The sequence below is a fragment of the Pedobacter sp. JCM 36344 genome (genome assembly GCF_046546555.1).
Taxonomy (GTDB): Bacteria; Bacteroidota; Bacteroidia; order Sphingobacteriales; family Sphingobacteriaceae; genus Pedobacter.
The window spans coordinates 191550-212968 of record NZ_JBKHKK010000001.1 but is presented as its reverse complement, the minus strand read 5'-3'; the positions used below and the strand labels follow the sequence as shown (position 1 = coordinate 212968).

Here is a 21419-nt window from a genome sequence, read left to right as displayed (position 1 = left end):
CGTTGAGATATTGAAAGAAATTCAGCAAGGCGAAAAGGCTCAGTAGAGGTCAGGGTTTGTAATGAAGGGAAATGGTGTAATGTAAAACTTGTGATAGCAAATTCTCCATGTTATCGTCCTTGAAATAGCCTTGGTTAGCCTTTGACCTTATCAGTTCGTAACAAACTGCTTTAAAAATATCCCTGTACTGAAATGTGTTTTACTTATTAACTAATTTCGTTTTTCAAATGTTTTCTATATACCAAATAAATTGTTGCCGACTTGGGGGTGTTTGTGGCATTTTTATAACTTTGCCGCATCAATAAAAAACATGGCTGAAAAGATAATCGTATTTGGTTCGAATGGGCAAATTGGGACAGAACTGGTAAGTGCTTTACGTAAAACCTACGGAGAAGATAACGTGATCGCTTGTGATATCAGAAGACCGGATTATGACATCAAAAATTCAGGCCCCTTTGAATTCGTCAATGTTCTTGAAAAAGAGACGCTAAACGGTGTTTTTCAAAAGTACAAACCAACACACGTATACCTTTTAGCAGCATTACTTTCTGCTACGGGCGAGCAAAACCCAAAATTAGCATGGGATCTAAATATGAATGGCTTGCTGAATATCCTGGATTTGGCTATAACTTATAGAACTGCTAAAGTATATTGGCCGAGCTCGATTGCTGTTTTCGGCCCGAATTCGCCTAAGGACAATACGCCTCAGTTTTGTGTGATGGATCCAAATACGGTTTATGGAATAAGCAAACTAGCGGGCGAGCGCTGGTGCGAATACTACCACCAAAAGTTTGGACTTGATGTTAGAAGCATTCGTTATCCGGGATTGATCAGTTGGAAAGCTGCTCCAGGCGGCGGAACTACAGATTATGCCATTCACATATTTCATGAGGCCCTAAAAAAGGGCACTTATGCCTCGTTTTTGAATCCAGGTACAGAATTACCAATGATGTATATGGATGACGCCATCCGCGGAACCATTGAACTGATGAATGCGTCGGCAGATAGTATTTCCATGCGTTCCAGTTATAATTTCACAGGTGTAAGCTTTACGCCAGAAATTCTTGCAGCAGAAATTAAGAAGCATATACCTGATTTTAAATTGACCTATACAGACAATGATCCAAGGCAACTGATCGCCAACAGCTGGCCCAAATCAATTGATGATAGTTTCGCGAGAAATGACTGGGGTTGGAAGCCGGAGTTTGACCTGACTGAAATGACTGCAGATATGTTTAAAAACCTGCAAAAATAAGGCATGATAGTATTATCCTGAATTTATTTAGGGCCTCATAATAAATAATAAAAATCGTCCGTAACTTGTGAACTACAAGATATGGACCAAACTATAAGCAAACATGGGAAGAGCATTCGAATTCAGAAAAGAACGTAAATTTAAGCGCTGGGCCAAAATGGCAGTTCAGTTTACAAGGATAGGTAAAGAGATTGTCATGGCCGTTAAAGACGGAGGACCTAGCCCAGATACTAATTCCCGTCTGCGTACGGCTATTCAAAATTCAAAGGCCGTTAATATGCCAAAGCATACTGTAGATGCGGCCATCAAACGTGCATCTAATAAGGATGAAAACGGTTACGAAGAGCACGTTTATGAGGGTTATGCCGCTCATGGTGTAGCTATCCTTATTGAAACGGCTACCGATAATACAAACAGAACGGTAGCGAACGTACGCAGTTATTTCAATAAGACAGGTGGTGCGTTAGGTAAAACCGGGTCACTGGATTTTATTTTTAACCGAAAATCGATCTTCAGGTTTCTTCCTGCAGAAAAGGACCTGGAAGAATTAGAATTTGAACTAATTGATGCCGGTCTTGAAGAATTGTATTTGGAAGCTGACGAAGAAGGAACAGATGTCGCGGTGGTTCAAACAGCTTTCGAAGATTTTGGAAAAATGCAAAAGGCTTTAGAAGAACTTGGTGTTGAGATGAAAAGTGCAAAGTTGGAAAGAATCTCACTTTCGACCATGCCTATTACAGAAGAACAAGCTGTTGACGTCTTTAAATTAATTGATAAATTGGAAGAGGATGACGATGTTCAGGCCGTTTACCACAATATGGCTGAGTAAAAAAAGTGATTTGGCTGTTGAATGTCACTCATATCCAACAGCCATATCAAAATCTAGTTTTTAAGTTTGAAGGAGCTTTCCATCACGTCCATTGAATTTCCACCAATAAATATTTTGAAATCCCCCAGTTCAGAATCATATTTCAAGGCTGCATTATAGAACCTTAAGTCATCTGAACTGATCTTGAAAGTTACCGTTTTTTGCTCTCCGGGAAGCAATCTGATCTTCTGAAATCCTTTTAACTCCTTGACAGGTCTTGTTTCAGTACCTACCAAATCCTGTACATAAAGCTGGACTATTTCTCTTCCTTCTCTCGATCCGGTATTTTTTACTACGATTGAAGCGGTAACTGACCCTCCTTTCTTAAAGCTTGTGTTACTCATCTTTAAATCGCTGTAGGCGAAAGTAGTGTAGCTCAAACCATATCCAAATGGATATAGCGGATCATTATCTACATCTAGATAGTTCGATCTGAACTTTGAAAACCACTGACCTGCAACTAAAGGACGGCCAGTATTCTTATGGCTATAGTACAGAGGAATCTGACCAACATTTTTAGGGAAGGTCGTCGTCAATTTACCAGAAGGATTAACGTCGCCAAATAAAACATCCGTAACTGCTTTAGCAGTTTCTGTTCCACCAAACCAAACGTTTAGTATTGCCGGTACGTTCTGAGCCTCCCAACTCAAAGTCAAAGGTCTTCCAGAGAATAACACAAGTACTACGGGTTTTCCGGTTTTAAGTAATGCCTCAAGAAGTCTTTTTTGAGTTTCAGGAATGTCGAGATTCGTTCTGCTCGAGCTTTCGCCAGTCATTTCAGATGATTCTCCTAAAGCGGCAACTACTACATCCGATTTCTTTGCAATGTCAACAGCTTCTTTAATAATGTCTTCCTCAGATCGTGAATCTCTTGGAATATCGCGACCAAACATAGTTGCTCTTTTTTGATATTCTTCGTCAGCCATGAGGTTTGCGCCAAAACTGTGTAGTATTTTGACTTGCGAACCTAAAGCTGCCTTCATCCCATCAAGAAGTGAGACAGTATTTGCCAAGTCTGAATTGACACTCCATGTGCCAGGCATATTAGTTCCCGTATTTGATAATGGTCCAATAAGGGCTATAGTTCCTGTTTTTCTCAAAGGAAGAACGTTACCTTCATTTTTTAGCAACACAAAAGATTGTCCTGCTGCTTCGCGGGCGAGTTGCAAGTGCTCAGGTTTTAAAATTTCAGTCTTTGCACGTTCTTCGTTACAATATCTAAAGGGATCTTCAAATAAGCCAAGTTTATACTTTGCTTCAAGAATCAATCTGCAGGCCTGGTCAATCTGTGTCGTCTTTACTTTTCCTTGCTGTACAGATTTTTTTAAAGTGCTAAGAAATCCTTCTCCAACCATGTCCATGTCTACACCTGCATTTAGCGACAAAGCTGAAACTTTCTGTAAGTCACCCAAACCATGGTCAATAAGTTCATTTATTGCGGTGTAGTCGGTTACTACGAAGCCTTTAAATCCCCACTGCTTTCTTAAAAGGTCAGTCATTAACCACTTGTTAGCAGTAGCTGGTACACCGTTAATATCGTTGAAAGAGGTCATTACACTTCCCGCACCGGCCTCAATTGCAGCCTTATAAGGAGGGAGGTACTCGTTGTACATCCGGTTTAAGCTCATGTCTGTTGTGTTATAATCTCTACCTGCCTCTGCAGCGCCATAGAGCGCAAAGTGTTTTACACAAGCCATGATGGTATTATTTTTCGAAAGGTCATCACCTTGATATCCCTTAACCATTGCCATTGCAATCTGTGAACCCAGGTAGGTATCTTCACCTGACCCTTCAGAAATCCTACCCCATCTTGGATCCCTTGAAATGTCTACCATAGGGGAGAAGGTCCAATTTAAGCCATCTGCGCTCGCTTCTATTGCGGCAACACGCGCAGTTTTTTGAATTAGATCGATATCCCAGGTACAAGACATTCCCAATGGTATTGGAAAAGTAGTTTTATAACCATGGATAACATCCTGACCGAATATCATAGGAATTTTTAACCGGGTCTGGGTGACTGCAATTTCTTGTACCTTCCTGATTCTTGCAGGAGTCGTTAAACTGAAGATACCGCCAACTTGCCCTTTCCTGATTTTATCTTCGACACCAGTACTTACCACCGAACCTGTTGTCGCCTCTCCGCCCGTTAATAAGTTCAATTGGCCGATCTTTTCTTCCAGCGTCATTTTCAATAGCAGACCGTCAATGAATTTGTTCATTTTCTGATCGTGTATTGAAACTGCCTTTTTTTGCTGCGCATGAGCAGTCAGGCTTAGCAACATTGCTATGCAGAATATGTATTTAAACTTCATATTGTTGTTATTTTTTTTTTAGGTATGGAGTAATTTCTTTCGTCCAAATTGCATATCCCGCAGGCTTCATGTGAAGCATATCAGGTTGGAAGAGTTCTGGTCGGTTTGCACCAGTGCTGTCCAGCATTTTAGAGGTTATATCGATATATCCCGCATTCTTCTCTCCAGAAATGAATTCCTTGATCTTTGCATTAGCTGTCAAAATCACTTTAGAGAATTTCGCTCTAGAGGGACTTAGCTTCATGGAAATGAAAGTGATATTAGCCTTAGGAAGATTCTTGCGAAGGTTAGTAAAGAAAGTTACAAAACGATCATAAGTCTTATCTGATGTTGCGCCGGAGGCAACATCGTTTTCACCGCTATATATCACGACCTGCCTGGGTTTGTATACTAACACTAATTCTTTGATGTAATCATTTGCGTTAGTAAGTTCCGAACCACCAAATCCTCTGTTTATCGCATCGTATCTTTTGAAGGTTTGTTCTAAATCACTCCACATTCTTACTGAAGAGCTTCCAATAAAAACGATTCCATTACTTCTCGGCATGGAAATACTATCCGACTTTTCAAACTCTTTGATCTCATTCCAAAAAGGTTTATTCTGCGCAACAGCACTCATTGAAATCAATACCATTACAATCAGGGATTTTATGTTTTTAGACATGGTTTAAAATTTGAAGTTAATATAGTTATTTTTTAGAAGTTTGATCTTCGAATCCCAATTTCTTAAGTCCATCTTTAATCTCTGGATTGCTCATAAACAATTTCCACAATAGCCCTGTTCGATAGTTTTCTATCATCACTATTATCGGACCCTGATCAATCGCGAGATGTGATTTTGCGTACCAGTTTTTTTCTTCACTAAAAGCATCAATAAAACCATACTCAGTCCACAATTTTCCACCAAGGTCGAAGTAAAAATGCTTTAAAGCTTTCATTGAGTATTCAGGAGTATAAGGGAATGCCGACAATGCAGCAGTAGGGCTGATCACACCAAGATCTTCTGATGGCGAATGCGCGGCGTATCCAACCCAGCTATCGCTTGCTGTTAATCCCCAGCTGTTCTCACCGTATCCTTTAAAATTTTTGGGATTGGCAACAACATACGCCCTATTGATCAACGTATGGTTTTTGTTTTGTTCCCAATAATCAGCGTACCTGTCTTTTAATCCACGCGGGTCCAAACCCAAGAAGGAGTAATGAGAGAAAAATAGTGGGCCTCCATTATCAAAGCCCAATGGTAATTTGTAACCGTAGAACTCTTTACCATTCGTAAAGAAATTACTTTGTACCCAACCTCTGTGGTATATAGATGCAGGTACGGGGTATCTTGTAGCTGATGCAGCTAACACATAGGTAATAAGACATTCGTTATAACCTCTTAGCGGGAAATTCATCGCCCAGCCATTATTAGGGCTCCAATGCCAATATAAAACATCTTCCCCACCTTTCGTGAACCAGTCCCACTCTATGTCAGACCAAAGACCATTGATTCGATTTCTTAAGTCATTTTCTACAGGATTGTCAGCATTAAAGTACTGACGTACTGTTAATAATCCCTGGAATAAAAAGGAAGATTCTACTAAATCTGCTCCATCATCTTTGCGGCTGAAAGGTATGATCTTTCCTGTTCCTCCATTAAGCCAATGAGGAAAAACCCCGTGATATGCATCTGCCTTACCAAGAAATTTGACCATTTTCAATAAAAATCTTGCAGCTGTGTCTCTCCCAATCCATTTGCGCTCTGCGGCAACAATAGTTGCCATGACTCCAAATCCAGTTCCTCCTGTTGTTACTACTTCTGTTCCATAGTCAAAGGCAACATTGCTCCGTTCTCTCGCCATTCCACTTACCGGATGCGCGAAATCCCAGAAGTAACGGAAAGTTTGCTTTTGAACAAGGTCCAGCAATTGGTCATCAGTTAAATTCTTTTGAATCTTTAACTCCGGCTTTATCGATGCACTTTTATTTTGTGCGAATAAGCTGCCTGTGCTGAACGTTACTAATAAAAGCAGTAGGATTTTCTTCATAATGTTATAAGTTCGGACTATTAAAGCCAAGGCTCCTCATTCCAGTTTTGACTTCAGGGGTACTCATGAATAAGTTCCAAAGCAGTTTGGTCCTGTAGTTTTCAATCATGATTAGTATTGGGCCTTGGTCAATTGCCAATGTTGAGCTGGCAAACCATTGGTCTTGGAGCGAGAAGGCATCAATAAAACCATATTCCTTAAATAGTTTATCACCTAACTTGTAGTAAAAAAAGCGGAGTGCTTTCATTGAATTATCAGGAGTATAAGGCATGGAAGATAAAGCGGCGGTAGGTGCAATCACACCCCTATCATTAGTGGGTGAACTTGCTGTGTAGCCATTCTGGATATCGCTGGCAGTTAGTCCCCAGCAATTTTCACTATATCCATAATAATTCTTAGGATTCGCTATACAATAGTTGTAATTGATCTGCGTATGGGCCTTGGTTTGTGTCTCGTAGTTCGCATAACTATCTGTCAGGCCTATCGGATTGATGCCTAAGAAGGAATAATGAGAAAAAAACAAGGGGCCACCGTTTGGTTCTCCCAAAGGGAGCTGAGTCCCAAAATAGCTGTTCCCATTTCTCATAGTTCCATTTTGAGCCCATCCATTGTCATAAACTGATTTAGGTATCGCGTGCGTAGTTGAAGAGGCCGCCAGAACATAGGTGATTAATGCTTCATTCCATCCTCTTATGGGTAAATTTATATCCCAGCCGTAATTCGGGCTCCAATGCCAATACAGAACGCTTCCACCATCTCTTCTGTACCAGTCCCATTCTACAGTGTTATAGATTTGGCTGATGTCATTTCGTAAAGTAGTTTCTTCTGCTGATGCGCCATTAAAATACTGTCTGGCTGTAAGCAAACCTTGAATTAGAAGTGAAGTTTCTACCAGGTCGCCGCCGTCATCTTTGGTGCTGAACGGAATAACTTTACCGGTTGTCCCATCTATCCAGTGGGGATAAGCACCATGGAATCTTTCTGCGGTTTTCAAAAAGTTAACAATTTTTTTAACCCGGTCCAACCCTTCTGTTTTGCTAATGAAATTACGGCTTACACCCGTAACCAATGCCATAACACCAAAACCAGTTCCCCCTGAGGTAACCAAGTTACCTGAGGTATTCCGTTCTCTGGCCATGCCACTTACGGGGTGACCGAAGTCGTAAAAGTATTTAAAGGTCTGTTGCTGAACTTTGCTGAGTAATTCGTCATCTGATAGTCGTGGAAACTTATCACTATTGTCAAAACCAGTATTGAAGGTTATGGATACTTCTGATTCTAAACTCCCACCTGCTGCTGATTTCAATGTTTTCGAAACGATAACATTATAAACTTTAAAGCCTGATAGTGCAGCGGTTGGTTGGATAACGATTGTATTCCCATTTTCAATACTTGTTGTAAAAGCTACACTCCCCGCCGTTCCCAGGTCAGTAAAGCTTAGCGCGTTTGTTAGATTAGCGGAAGTAATGCTGGTGTTAAAAGTTATTTTTAATACGGGATTAAGAGATATGTTATTGAAGTTCCCGGCAACTGCTGCTTGATTGTTGATGCTGACAGCCGTTTGTTTAAAATAAGAAGGTTCTGCAGGTGCGTCGGTTCCTCCTTTCTTACAAGCAAGAAAAAGAAGAATGGCGGCGAATATGCAGAACCTTGATCTCATCATAATTTATCTTCCCTGTCTTTCTAATATTGATAAAGCAGAGACCTCGGTTGAAGTTAGTGCTTTATTATAAATCCTTACTTCATCAATTTTACCAGGGATGTAACCTGCCCAATCTTCACCAGGTGAGCCTGTTGTGCTGCTTGGTACAGTTTTAAAGTGCAATGCACCGAAAACGATTGGACCAACATTAGTAAAACGTATAGCAGTCATTCCAGAAACGGTATTGGTTCTTACCAGTGTTCCATTAACATAAGATTTAAAGTTACCAGCACCATCGTAGGTGATCAGGTATTGAACCCAATTGTTGAAGCCGTTAGCTACATCTTGAATGTTGTTATCTATTGTAACCCCATTGTCTCCATAGATAGTTTTAAAACGTGCAAGTGTATTGGTTCCACCATTTTCGAAGAAAATATTAATATTTCCCCAAAAGTTTTTAGTATCGCCAAGGCCAACTATACCTGTGGCACCAACATTCTGGGGTGTATTAACCCAGCAGCTTAAAGTGTATTGGGTCATTGCCTGCACTGCGGCACTAGCTGCTGCTGTTGCATATGCCTTTTTAGTTGCATCAGGATTTCCGGTTAATGCTTTGCCTTTTATTCCAGTCGTAAAAGTCATGCCGGCATTTGTTCCGTTTACTTTAGTGATAGAGTCTTGTACGCTATCACTGTTAAAATTATAAAAGGCGACGAGGTTGGCGGGAGATATCTGACTAGAAGCAGTATATCCACCAGCCGTAGGTGGTACGTCACCTGCTGGAAAATCGTCATCGTCATTTGATTTTGTGCAGGATGAGAGCAATACAGCTCCAACTAAAAGGCCCGCAAAGGCAGTTTTTATAGTGTTCATGGTAGTTACCTTTTAAGATTAATAATTTGGATTCGGAAGAAGTCTTCCACCACTCAAATCTCTTTGTTGTTGTGGAATAGGAAATACCTCATGTTTACCGGTGATAAACGGTTTTCCTAGCGCATTCATCACAGCACTAGCTTGTTTAGTACGAACTAAATCAAAGAACCTGTCACCTTCCATTGCCAACTCTAATCTTCTCTCGTTCCAGATATCTGAAATAGATGCTGAAGTCGTCAATAAGCCAGCTCTGCTTCTTACTCTTCTTAATGGAGTAGTTGCATCCTGACCAATATGTGTAGCAGCTTCTGCATTAATTAGCAGGACTTCTGCAAAGCGTAATATTCTGATATTCTTGGGCTTGTTGTCTTTATCATTTATGCCATTACAGCTGTTTGATTCAGAGAAAGGACTATGATATCCTTTATAGTTATAACGCTCATTCACAACCGCTGGTCTTGCTGGTAGTATAAATCCATCCCAAAGTGTCGTAGTCGCTGTTTCGCTAGTAAAAATAATAGTTCCTGCTCTTCTAACATCGCTTGCAGTATAAGCAGCTGCAAGATTTGCTGATGGGGTATTCAAGCCGAATCCTAAGTCACCCCCAGTATAAGTTTTTCCGTTTACCGTCTGTGCACCAAAAGTTCCTCTTGGCCCCTGGAAATTGCTATAGTTTTTGCTGATTGCATCACAGGAAATTCCTCCTGTAGTTTGCGTAGCAAAGTTTCCGGTCTGTACTTCGAAAAGTGACTCGATATTGTTAGCGCCTACTTCTCTAAATACTTCAGCGTAATTAGCGCCTAAATCATACTTGTTGGAATTCATTACAGCCAGAGACATATCATAAGCACCTTGCCAGTTTTCCTGATAAAGGTAAACTTTGGATAAAAGACCTTGCGCTGCACCTTTGGTGGCACGGCCGACAACTGCACCAGTTTCTGCTTTCATGGGAAGATTATCTGCTCCAAATTTTAGGTCGTCCACAATTACTTGGTAGATTTCTGCAGCAGTTGATCTAGTTTGATAGGCATCACCATTAGCTTGAGCTGGATTTGGGGTGTTAACCAATTTGATCACACCACCAAACTCTCTTACCAAGTTGAAATAAAGCAAGGCTCTGATGAATCTAACCTCACCGATTAAGCGAGTTTTTGTGGTTTCATCAATAGTACTTGAGTTCAAAATACCCAGGGCTTTATTTGCTCTGGAAATACCGAAGTAATTATCGTTCCACAGGTCGTTGAAGATCCCTGTGTTAGGATTATAATTGAACGCATCAAGGAATATTCCATCGAATCCAGGATCTGAATCAACAGATCCCTTATCTGAGTTGTCGGATGTAACATCACCAACTATGGCGAACTTCAGACCTACCGTTCCTTGTAAGTAAAGCGCGTTATAGACGCCGCCAACTAATTTATCTGCAGCAACAGGATCAATTAAAGCCTGTTCTCTGGTGAGGTCACCTTGTGGAGGGACATCAAGGAAGCTACTTTTACAGGAAACAACCAATAATGCTGATACCAGAAGTACCAGTGTTGTTATATTAAATATCTTTTTCATGATTTTCATTATTAAAATCCAAGGTTAATCCCAAAAGCAAATGTCCTTGTAGATGGATAAGTATTTACATCCACACCTTGATTCAGATTGGCTCTGTCACCAGCGGCAGTCAGGATCTCCGGGGTAAAACCACTATAGCCTGTCAAGGTGAAAAGGTTTTGTCCAGTTACATATAAACGCAGATTAGAGATCTTTGCTTTTGCAAGCATAGCTGTTGGAAGCGTATAACCAAGTGTTAGGTTATTCAATCTTAAGAAATCACCTTTCTCTAAGAAATAGGTTGAAGCCTGTAGCGCACCAGCAGTAGCTCGCGGTACTGTTGAACTTGGATTGTTAGGAGTCCAGCGATCTTTTGCAACTGAGGCCTCTATGTTATCCGTTAACTGGTTTGTACCTCTTGCTGCTTTCTTGCCATTGTAGATTTTACTTCCTGCTGTTCCATAAAAGCCAAAATTCAAATCCAAACCTTTATAACCAACATTTCCGTTGAATCCGTAGGTAAGTTTTGGTTGATAAGAACCGAAATAAGCCCTATCATAGTTGTCAATTTTACCATCTGGAACACCGGCAGGTCCACTGATATCTTTATAGATCAAGTCACCAGCTCTAGCATCTTTCTGAGCCGAAGCATCAATTTGAGCTTGGTTCTGAAATACGCCTGTATTTTCCAGCAGGAAATAACTGCCGATTGGGCGGCTATTATCTGTTCTAGTGACTGCAAAGTTTCCAACGAGGTCACCAACAAGAGGCTGACCACCGTTTAAACCTTCAACAAGATTTTTGTTGTGCGCTATATTACCTGAGAAGCCATATTTCCAATCGTCTCCGATCTGATCTGCCCAACCCAGTGAGAATTCTATACCTTTATTTGAAATGCTTGCAGCATTTGTAAGGTATTGGGTGTCTCCAAGAATACCTGGAAGTCCTACATAGATCAATGAATTATTCGTTTTTTTGCGATAATAATCCAATGTACCCGTTAATCTGTTCGCAAGAAGCGCAAAGTCTAAACCTGCATCATACTCATCAGTTATTTCCCACTTTAAGTTCGGATCGGTAACTTCATCGAAGGCAATACCTTGAAATACTTGTCCATTAAAATAATATGGGATATTTTGTCTGGCAATTGAGTAAAAAAGTGATGAGGCGATGTTATCATTACCTACACGACCAAAACTACCTCTCAATTTTAAGTTATTGAATACAGTTTGTTCCTTCATGAAACTCTCATTAGAGATATTCCATGCCACACCGGCTGATGGAAAATAACCCCAACGATTGTCTGCGCCATATTTAGAGGTACCGTCTGCCCTGAAACTTGCGGTTAATAAGTAACGATTGTCATAACCATAGTTTAATCTAGTTAAATAGGAGTTGCGGGTATATTTATCACCTGAGTTGCCTACAGACTGAGAACCTCCACTACCAGAACTCAGATACCACTGGTCTTGATTTGGCGCAATATCTCTTGCTGTACCTACCAAGCTGTTGAATTTAAACTGCTCCGCTGTAATACCTCCCAAGATTGTAAAATTGTGCTTATCGAAAGCTTTTGTGTAGGTAGCTGTATTGTCCCAAATCCACCTTGCCGCATCATTTTTAGTTAATGATAGTCTGCTGTTTGGTTGGGATTGATTTCCGCCAGCTACTAAGAAGGTGGAGGCATCATTAAGGTATTGGTAAGCATAACCAGTAGATTTCAAATAATCCAGATCAACTCCCATTGCTGACTTAAGGGTTAAACCATTAATTGGTTTATATTCTAAGGCGAAATTACCTTGAACTCTATTGTTTACTGCCCGATTGTAATTTTTATCAATATTTAACAATGGGTTTGCTACGTTACCGGCCAGGGAAGTATTGCCATATAGGTCTCCTGATTTTGCTGCAACTGTTGGCGCTGCACGATAAGAATCGCTAAATGCTCCAAAATTTGCACCTCTGGCATCTCCTCTCGTATATGATACTAGTGATGAGAGTTTCAGTTTACTACTTAAGATGTAGTCATTATTCGATCTTAAGGTAAAACGGTCATATTTATTTCCAGTCTGTATACCTTCATCGCTTAATAAACCTGCACTCAGGAAGTAGTTGATCTTCTCACTTCCACCAGATAGAGAAAGGTTATGGTTTTGCTGTAATGCGGTACGAAGAATAGCATCATACCAGTCTGTGTTTGTTCCAGTTAAACTAGAAGCAGGAATCAAATCTGTCCCACTACCATAGAATTTATTGGCTTCATTAAGGTATCCTGCATACTGATTTGCTCCAGCCATATCTACCAGATTTGTTGCCTGACGAACTCCAATGTTAGCATCATATGAAATTTTGTTGGGTCCATTAGCACCTTTTTTTGTTGTGATGATTATAACGCCATTTGCGGCACGCATCCCGTAAATAGCTGTTGCGGATGCATCCTTTAACACATCCATTGTAACAATGTCTGCGTTATTGATGTTTCTGATGTCATCAGTTAAAACTCCATCGACAACATAGAGTGGATTAGAACCTGAAAGTGTAGATCCTGTACCACGAAGTCTTACGGTTGGCAATGAGTTCGGTTCTCCTGAAGCGATTACCTGAACTCCTGCAACTTTACCCTGAATAGCTTGAGTAGGTGTTTGAACAGATTGACGTGCGATGTCTGCACCTTTCACCGATGCTACTGATCCAGTAAGATCGCTCCTCCTCTGTGTGCCATAACCAACTACTACAACTGCATCTAACTCTTGCGAAGAAGATGATAGCGATAAATTAATTGCAGTTCGATTGTTTACAGGGATTTCCTGAATCGTGTATCCAATGTAAGTGAATACCAATGTGCCAGTTGCGGGTGCGCTAATAACGTACTTACCGGAGGCGTCTGTAAGTGTTCCTGTTTTCGTTCCTTTTAGAATTACACTAACTCCCGGAAGTGGAAGGTTGTCGGCAGCATCAGTTACCGTACCCTGCACATTGATGTTTTGTGCAAAAGCTGTGTTCATACATAGGATCAAAAAAACAGAAAGAACACTTAGTCGAGTAAAATGTTTTTTCATGCTGTTTAATATTTAGTAGTGTAAATGTCCTGCTGATAATCTATCAAAACAAATTACTTGCCTCAACATTAATACATCAGCAGATTATTTGGTACTCACTTAACGTTTATAGTACACAACTTGTTTGGTAAATAACAGGTTTTTAAGTTGCTGAAACGCAGATATCAGTACTACCTGGTATTCAAGCTTAATACACATAAAAAGGATGGACTGAAAAGAGTTATGAGAGGTAATGATGTAGTGTTATATATCCATTAGGAACTCTACAAGGTTTTTGTCGTGCGGTACATCAAGCTTTTTCCTAAGCCTGTAACGTCGAATTTCGACTCCTCTTAGGGAAATATTCAAAAGTGAAGCCATTTCCTTGCTGCTCATATTCATGTGCAAATAGGCACAGAGCTTTAAATCATTAGGTACCAAATCAGGGTGGTTGGCCTTTAATTTTTTAAAGAAACTTTCATGTGCTTCATTAAAACTGCTTTCAAAAAGATTCCAATCACGCTCATCATTCATACCTTCATCAATAACTTTCTGGATCTTCCTTAATTGATCCTCCTCAAGTAGTTTTCCACTGGAGTCTTTCAGCTTATACATTTCCTGACTCAGTTTTTGCAACAATTCATTTTTGTAAACGAGGCTCATAGCAGAGTTTGCAATCTCCCGATTTTTGCCAGCCAGTTCTCCTTGTAGCTTTTCTGTTTGCAACTTGATGATTTGCTTTTCAGTGGCTTCAGCTTCCATTTTGATAAACTCTTCTTTTTCTAGTTCTAGTTTGCGTCTAAGTACTTGCTTGTCGGTGAGCAATTTCTTGTCGTAAAGCTTTTTAGATAATACTAATGAGGTTGCAATAATAATTAGGTAAAGGACTATAGCTATTCCAGATGCATAGAAAGGAGGCAAAATTTTGAATTTAAAAATAGAAATACTGGTTATTGCACCTTCATTGATCTTTGCTCTTACTTTAAATATGTAAGATCCGGCGTTTAAGTTCGTAAAGTCTTTCTCAGAAGACTCCGTCCAGTCTGACCACTGTTTTGAGTACCCATCAAGGAAGTATTGAAATCTAATTTTTGACTTCCTGTAATAAGGTAGGGCAAAGGCTATCCTTATATTGTTTCTAGTATAAGATATTTCTGGAATAGTCTTATTGTCAATTTTTTCCGTGATCAGCTTATAGGTATCTGTTACATCTGCGACCCTCCTGATTAACACCGCGGGAAGCTTTCCAGAATTATAAGCTCTAGTATCGGCAGCATTGTAGATCACAAAACCATCGTCCACGCTAATCAGGTATATTTTATTGCTTATTTTACTAATATTCTCATAGTATTGAACCATTCTGCCATCAAGCATGCTGAATCGATTCGAATCCACCTTAATTTTATCACCCTCTGTAAGGTCAGCGATTCCTACCTTCCCATCATTAATAAACCAATACTTACCTGATCCTGCATTTATGATTTTATTAGCGGTTGAAAATCCACCAAGTTTTTTATTCAGACTTTCGTATACAGAGAATTTATCGCTGATTTCGTCATAAAGCATAAAACCCTTATCTGTGGAGAATACAATTCTATTCTCCACATTAAAAATGTTGATATTGAATTCGCTAGATAATCCGTTTTTGGTGGTATAATTTTTTACATTTACCGCTTTCTTTAAATCTGGACTAAGTCTGATTTTGTAAAGTCCTTTATAAGCGTGGCTAACCCAAATGTCGCCCCGAACATCTTGCTCTACGTGTCGAGACGGTTCAGTAAAACCTGTAATTTGGTGCGAAAATATCCAATTTCCTGAGGCATCCTTCTTGAATATAACTAATCCAGTATAGCTTCCTTGTACTAAATAATTGGGGTTGTTTAATAAAGGTTTAGTTGTCCAGCCCCCCTTTATTGATGATATGTTCTCAAAATTTGCTCCCGCTATCCTGAATGTTCCGTCATTGTGACCACAAAGAAGTTGTCCATTTAGAACAGTGAGGTCCCATACCTGGCCTTGTGATCCAGGGATTAATTTAAAATCGAATGAGCTTCCATTTCCTGCAGGCCAAGGACTATAAAAGAGGCCTTGATTTGTGCCCAAGTAGATGTAATTTCCATACGTTATACTAGAGTAAACTGTTCCAAACTGACCGCTTTTGTCAAAGTAAAAATAAAGTGGGGAATTCAATTCTATCCTGTCAATCCCATTGTCTAACCCTGCCCAAAGATTTTGAGTGTTATCAGTAAAGAGACTTAGTACTGTGTTATTTTGTAATCCATGAGACTTATTAATACGCTGAATAACATTTCCTGATTCATCAATGATGATAATCCCATCTAATATGGTGCCGTAGGCATAATACTTATTAAGCAAACGGGCTCCGTTATTTAGTTGATGCGTTTTTAAAAAAGTATTAGCGGGAGAATTAAATATAGCATATTGCTGTCCATCATAAACATATAGTCCGTCTTTACTTGTTCCAATCAACAGTTTACCATCTTTATAAGGAAGTATAGATAGTATTTGTGACGGATTGATGTTGCCTGTGTTATTTAAAGGGATAAGTTTAGTTGCTTTTAATTCAAATAATCCTCTGCCTAAAGATTCCACATAAATACGGTCGCCTACCTTGTGCATGAATAGATAGATCCCTGGTCCGCTGATTACCTCTATCTTCCCATTTTGGAAAATATAGATGTTGGAGAACGACTGAAAAATAACCCGTCTACTATCGGTATAAATCTTCCAGATCTCGTCTTTTATGCCCTTATGATTCGGAATGAGACTGGTTAGTGAGGTGTATGTGAACCGGCCTTTTTTTATAGACCAGAATCCAAATTCGCCGAAAGCACCTACATAAACTTTGCCATTACCTGTGGTTACGGATCGGACAATTTGCTTATTGGGCATCTTATTTAGCTGCCAATACCCTCCGTCATAACTTAGCAAGCCTTCAGCGTTAGCAAAATACATTACTCCTTTGTCATCTTTGGCTACCGCCCAGTTTTGATTTCCGGAAAGGTATTCTGCCTTCAAATAATTCTGGACGTATGGAACACCTATACTTTTGATATCCTGAGCCTGCAGTACATTTGCGAGTGCTGTAATAATTACAAAAACGAAATAGACTTTGCTAATTTTTTTCATGAATTAGGATCCGGTAGCAGGTGCTTTTACTTGCTGCGAAACCTTCACATAATAACCTGTTCCATCGTAAGGACGCTTTCTAGGATTGCTTGTGCAGCTAATTGAACAACATCCCTGGAGGTCATTACCGCAATCATCACACTGGGTAACATGCTCATTGCATTCAGGATTTGCACAGTTGATCATTTTTGGTGTAATCTTTCCACAATTGTAACAGGTAGATACGACAGAGGGGTTGACTTTGTTCACGTCGACTGCAATTCGATTATCAAAAACGTAACACTTGCCTTCAAAATCTTCTCCTTTTGCCTCTTTTCCGTATTTTATGATGCCCCCGTGTAATTGATAAACATCACTAAATCCATGGTGAAGTAATAGTGCAGATGCTTTTTCACACTTTATACCACCTGTACAATAGGTGAGGACTTTTTTATCTTTGTATTTAGCAAGCTCGTTGATCTTTTCAGGAAATTCTCTAAAATTCTCTATGTCCAATGTAACAGCATTTTTAAATCTTCCCAGATTGTGCTCATAATTAGAACGAACGTCCAGGATAACTACATCTTCCCGATCTATCATTTTTTGAAACTCTATAGGCTCTAGGTGTTTCCCTGTCTGTTTATTTGGGTCGATGATGTTCGGATCTCTGAGGCCGGAATGAACGATCTCAGATTTGTACCTGCAATGCATTTTGACGAAGGAAGGGGCATCAACGTCGTCTATTTTAAAGTCGGTCTTTCTAAAGCGTTCATCGGCTTTGATGTATGCCATGTAAGCTTCACATGCCTCCTTAGTACCGGAAACCGTACCATTTAGCCCCTCATCAGCCACAATAATTCGGCCTACAAGATTTAAGGACTTACAGAAAGCAAGGTGATCTGTCGCAAATTGTTCTGCGTCTGCTATATAGCTATAACAGTAATAGAGTAAAGTTTGATAGGTCATAATTCATTGATACCGGTGCAAATGGCGTTTAATGCAGGGCAAAGGTAGGAAATTGTAGTTAAAAATTATTATCTTCATCGGCTCCATTAACCAAATTAATATGATAAATTCTAAAAGCTTTATATTTGCTGTCGTAATCTTAATTTCCAGTTTTAGCGTATCTGCACAAAACGTAAAATGGACGGAAAAAAAAGCCACTGACTGGTACGCTAAACTTCCATGGATGGCAGGGGCAAATTATACGCCTGCTTACGCAATAAATCAGCTGGAATTCTGGCAGTCGGCTACGTTTGATCCTGCTGTTATTGACAAAGAATTTAGTTGGGCAGAAGGAATCGGATTGAAAACCCTAAGGGTTTATTTACATGACCTGGCCTGGAAACAGGATGCAGCAGGATTCAAGAAGAATATTAATACTTTTTTAGCCTTAGCGGAGAAACATAAGATTAAGCCACTATTGGTTTTCTTTGATGATTGTTGGAACGCTAGTGGTACTGTAGGCGTTCAGCCAGCTCCAAAACCAGGTGTTCACAATTCAGGTTGGTTAAGAAGCCCGCTTCAGGCAGTTCATGATGACCCCAATCAGTGGGGATATTTGAAAGCTTATGTTCAAGATATACTTAAGACTTTTGGTAACGACAAAAGAATTCTTCTCTGGGATCTATATAATGAGCCAGGCAACTCTGGCTACGGAAGTAAGTCTATGCCTCTACTCAAGGCGGTGTTCAGTTGGGCCAGGGAGATTAACCCATCACAACCATTATCTGCAGGTGTGTGGGATGACAATTTAAGAGAATTGAATGTTTTTCAAATAGCTAACAGCGATGTTATAACCTATCATAGTTATGATAAAGCTCCAGTACATCAGAAGCGAATTAATGAATTGAAAGGCTCAAAAAGACCGCTAATTTGCACTGAATATATGGCAAGAAGAAACGGTAGCACTTTTGAAACTATACTACCGATGTTGAAGGATCAAAAGATCATTGCGATAAACTGGGGATTGGTTGATGGTAAGACGAACACCAAATATGCTTGGGATGAGCCGATAAAAGATGGTTCTGAGCCAAAGCTTTGGTTTCATGAGATATTTAGAGCTGATGGGAGCCCCTATAAGAAAGAGGAAACTGACCTGATCAAATCTCTAACACTGAAAAAGTAACTATCAGTTTTATCCCATTAGCCAAAATACCAAAGGAGTAATAGTGCGATTGCAGAAATTACGATGGCAATGATATAGCCCAATCGATCTCCCTTTCTATTACTTTTGAACTCGTATCTTCTTTTAAAATCTGCAGGTGTACGCATCTTTTCGTTTTATTTAATGATGAATTATGAGGTAGTTTTTCATAGAATTATTCATGGTGATAGGGCTCGCCTTTTAGAATGCTGAAAGCACGATAGAGTTGCTCAGCAAGAAAGAGGCGGACCATCTGGTGAGAGAATGTCATATCTGATAGCGATATTTTACCGTTGGCCCGATCATAAACTGTTTGGTCAAAACCATAGGGGCCACCAATTACAAATATCAACTGCTGAACACTTCCAATCATGTATTTGTTTAAATACTCTGAAAACTGGATAGAGGTGTATTTTTTACCCCTTTCATCCATAAGAATTATCATGTCAGGGTTGTTTATTTGCTTCAGTATTAGTTCTGCTTCTTTAGCTTTTTGTTGTGCTTCTGTTAGGTTTTTAGTGTTTTTGATGTCAGGTATGATCAGCATATTAAAGTTAATGTAGTGCTTAAGCCTTCCCAGATATTTATCTATCCCCTCTATCAGATATTTATCTTCAGTTTTACCAACAACAAGTAAAGTTATCTTCATCAATTACAATTTTTACGGGGTCATCACGCTATCTTTATCAAATCAACGCTGCGGTAGCAAAGCTGTTGTCTTAATTATTTCAGGTCAAATATAATGGTTAAAACAAGAGAAAGTATTTTAGCTTCTTATCAGAAGGATATTGCAGTTCAGGAAATAAAGATTGAAAAGCTGAAGGGTAACCTGAATAAAGTGTCATTATCTAGATTAGGGTTCTTTATTGTAGAGATACTTATTGTCGCACTGATCATTAGCGAAGGTTTCCATTGGTTACTTGGTGTGTTATTAATTGTTCCAATCATATTCTTTTTATACCTGGTGAAAAAGCAGGTAAATCTTCAGGGACAACTTAGCTATGCCAAGAAACTTCATTTTATTTTCGAAAACGAAGTGAATGTTATTCTAAGTGGTAAGCAAGGTTACGATACTGGGAACAGCTTTACGTCAGAACTCCATCCATATGCTTCCGATCTTGATATCTATGGACCAGGGTCACTTTATGCTTTAGTTAATCGGTCCAATACAATAACAGGGATGAAGCTTCTCGCGGATCGCTTGGGACGATCCTCTCCTGCAACAGAGATAGCTGAAAGACAAGAGGCCATCAAAGAATTTATAGAGAATATTGATAAGACATTTCATTTCAGGGCTGGGTTGCAAAACCAGGAACCTGAACAATTGGATATGTTGAAATACAAAGTTAGTCAGGAAATGCCTGGACAACTGACCTTTATTCAAGGTAGATTTATTCGGATGTACACGAAGGTTGCACCTTTCATTGCTGCCGCATTGTTAGCCGCTGCCATAGCTTATGGGGGGATTTTATGGCAGATATTTGGTTTGGATTTCCTTTTTAATTTATCGCTGGTATTTGTTTATCGCAAAGGTGTTTTTGGTATTTACAAGGGATTTGGAAAGAGTGCAGAGCTGTTTAATTCCCTAGCAGATACTGTTGCATGGACTAGAAGTGTGACTTGGAAAAGTGCCTACATCAATAGGCTGTTCGGGACTGAGGGCACTAATTTATCTTTGAGCGAAGAAATTAAAAAGCTATCTAAAATTATTGATGCACTTGATGCTGGTTTAAACTTTTTGCTCGCACCATTTTTACGCGGCTTTTTGTTATGGGACTTCCGTTGTGCTATCCGCCTGGATAAATGGCACAAAAAATCTGCCCTGAGCTTAGTCTCTGCGCTGGAAACAATTAGCCACTTTGAAGAATTAATTTCTTTTGCCACACTTGCACATAACGAGCCGAGTTGGATTTTTCCATTGATTACGCAGGAATTCAATTTCGAAACCGAAGCGATAGGTCACCCGCTGATTCCTGAATGCCAACGTGTATTGAATGATTTTCAACTTAATAGTACACCTACTACGGATATTGTAACAGGTTCAAATATGGCAGGCAAAAGTACTTTCTTGCGAACACTTGGAATCAATATGATTCTTGCCTTTGCAGGTGCTCCCGTTTGTGCAAGAAGATTGTCGCTTTCTATTTTTAGTCTTGTTTCCTACATGAGGATCAAAGATTCTTTGAATGATCAAACTTCTACATTTAAGGCAGAATTGAACCGGCTAAAAATGATATTAGACCTAACTGCTAATGATCCATATTCATTTGTATTGATTGATGAAATGCTTAGAGGAACGAACAGTAAAGACAAGTATCTTGGCTCAAAGGTATTTATAGAAAAGCTAATTAGTCAGCGTACACCTGCTTTGTTTGCTACTCATGATCTTCAACTCTCCGAAATGGAGAGTGATCATCCTAATGAAGTAAGGAATTACCACTTTGACATCCAGCTTTCTAAGGGGGAAATGAACTTCGACTATAAGTTAAAACATGGGCCATGTAAGACGTTCAATGCTGCCTTGTTATTGAAAGAGATAGGGCTGGCACTTAACTAATTCCCGCTAGCAAAATTAATGAGTTAA

The 21419-nt window shown here is 39.6% G+C and carries 15 protein-coding genes; 4 read left to right on the top strand and 11 right to left on the bottom strand.

Translation table 11 applies throughout. The features are described from left to right. The first annotated feature begins 310 nt into the window (after positions 1–310). Together ACHFIZ_RS00995 and ACHFIZ_RS00990 are read left to right on the top strand one after the other, a co-directional pair. Positions 311–1255, top strand: a complete 945-nt coding sequence (locus ACHFIZ_RS00995) for an NAD-dependent epimerase/dehydratase family protein (RefSeq protein ID WP_410881948.1) — start codon at positions 311–313, stop codon at positions 1253–1255. A gap of 103 nt (positions 1256–1358) precedes the next feature. Then, positions 1359–2084: a YebC/PmpR family DNA-binding transcriptional regulator gene (locus ACHFIZ_RS00990; RefSeq protein ID WP_410881946.1), complete on the top strand. Its 726-nt coding sequence runs from the start codon at positions 1359–1361 to the stop codon at positions 2082–2084. A gap of 53 nt (positions 2085–2137) precedes the next feature. Here the strand turns inward: ACHFIZ_RS00990 and bglX are convergent, their stop codons facing one another. The 9 genes from bglX to ACHFIZ_RS00945 all read right to left on the bottom strand — a co-directional run bounded on the left by bglX (position 2138) and on the right by ACHFIZ_RS00945 (position 17658). Further along, positions 2138–4435: a beta-glucosidase BglX gene (bglX, locus tag ACHFIZ_RS00985; RefSeq protein WP_410881944.1), complete on the bottom strand. Its 2298-nt coding sequence runs from the start codon at positions 4433–4435 to the stop codon at positions 2138–2140. A 7-nt stretch (positions 4436–4442) separates the two neighbouring features. Next, positions 4443–5099 (bottom strand): GDSL-type esterase/lipase family protein, encoded by a 657-nt coding sequence (locus ACHFIZ_RS00980; protein ID WP_410881942.1) that lies wholly within the window; start codon positions 5097–5099, stop codon positions 4443–4445. 25 nt (positions 5100–5124) lie between these two features. Further along, positions 5125–6465 carry a glucoamylase family protein gene (locus ACHFIZ_RS00975; protein WP_410881940.1) on the bottom strand — a complete coding sequence of 447 codons (1341 nt, stop codon included), beginning with the start codon at positions 6463–6465 and terminating at the stop codon, positions 5125–5127. A 4-nt stretch (positions 6466–6469) separates the two neighbouring features. Beyond that, a complete protein-coding gene (locus ACHFIZ_RS00970; protein ID WP_410881938.1) occupies positions 6470–8128 on the bottom strand; it encodes a glucoamylase family protein in 1659 nt (552 codons plus the stop codon). Between the two features lie 3 nt (positions 8129–8131). Next, positions 8132–8980 (bottom strand): LamG domain-containing protein, encoded by an 849-nt coding sequence (locus ACHFIZ_RS00965; RefSeq protein WP_410881936.1) that lies wholly within the window; start codon positions 8978–8980, stop codon positions 8132–8134. A gap of 18 nt (positions 8981–8998) precedes the next feature. Beyond that, entirely contained in the window at positions 8999–10543 is a 1545-nt protein-coding gene (locus ACHFIZ_RS00960) for a RagB/SusD family nutrient uptake outer membrane protein (protein WP_410881934.1), read from the bottom strand. Positions 10544–10554: 11 nt separating this feature from the next. After that, a complete protein-coding gene (locus ACHFIZ_RS00955) occupies positions 10555–13527 on the bottom strand; it encodes a SusC/RagA family TonB-linked outer membrane protein (protein ID WP_410881932.1) in 2973 nt (990 codons plus the stop codon). A 297-nt stretch (positions 13528–13824) separates the two neighbouring features. Beyond that, on the bottom strand, positions 13825–16710 hold the full coding sequence (locus ACHFIZ_RS00950; protein WP_410881930.1) for a triple tyrosine motif-containing protein: 2886 nt from the start codon (positions 16708–16710) through the stop codon (positions 13825–13827). A gap of 3 nt (positions 16711–16713) precedes the next feature. Next, positions 16714–17658 (bottom strand): rhodanese-related sulfurtransferase, encoded by a 945-nt coding sequence (locus tag ACHFIZ_RS00945; protein WP_410882246.1) that lies wholly within the window; start codon positions 17656–17658, stop codon positions 16714–16716. A 97-nt stretch (positions 17659–17755) separates the two neighbouring features. On the opposite strand from ACHFIZ_RS00945, the gene ACHFIZ_RS00940 reads away from it, so the two are divergent. After that, positions 17756–18817, top strand: coding sequence for a glycoside hydrolase family 2 TIM barrel-domain containing protein (locus ACHFIZ_RS00940; protein WP_410881928.1), 1062 nt, complete (start codon positions 17756–17758; stop codon positions 18815–18817). Positions 18818–18834: 17 nt separating this feature from the next. On the opposite strand, the gene ACHFIZ_RS00935 is transcribed toward ACHFIZ_RS00940, so the two are convergent. Further along, a complete protein-coding gene (locus tag ACHFIZ_RS00935; protein WP_410881926.1) occupies positions 18835–18963 on the bottom strand; it encodes a hypothetical protein in 129 nt (42 codons plus the stop codon). 47 nt (positions 18964–19010) lie between these two features. After that, complete coding sequence (gene rlmH, locus ACHFIZ_RS00930) at positions 19011–19484, bottom strand: 23S rRNA (pseudouridine(1915)-N(3))-methyltransferase RlmH (RefSeq protein WP_410881924.1); 474 nt, start codon at positions 19482–19484, stop codon at positions 19011–19013. Positions 19485–19577: 93 nt separating this feature from the next. On the opposite strand from rlmH, the gene ACHFIZ_RS00925 reads away from it, so the two are divergent. Beyond that, complete coding sequence (locus ACHFIZ_RS00925) at positions 19578–21392, top strand: MutS-related protein (RefSeq protein ID WP_410881922.1); 1815 nt, start codon at positions 19578–19580, stop codon at positions 21390–21392. The last annotated feature ends 27 nt before the right edge of the window (positions 21393–21419 follow it).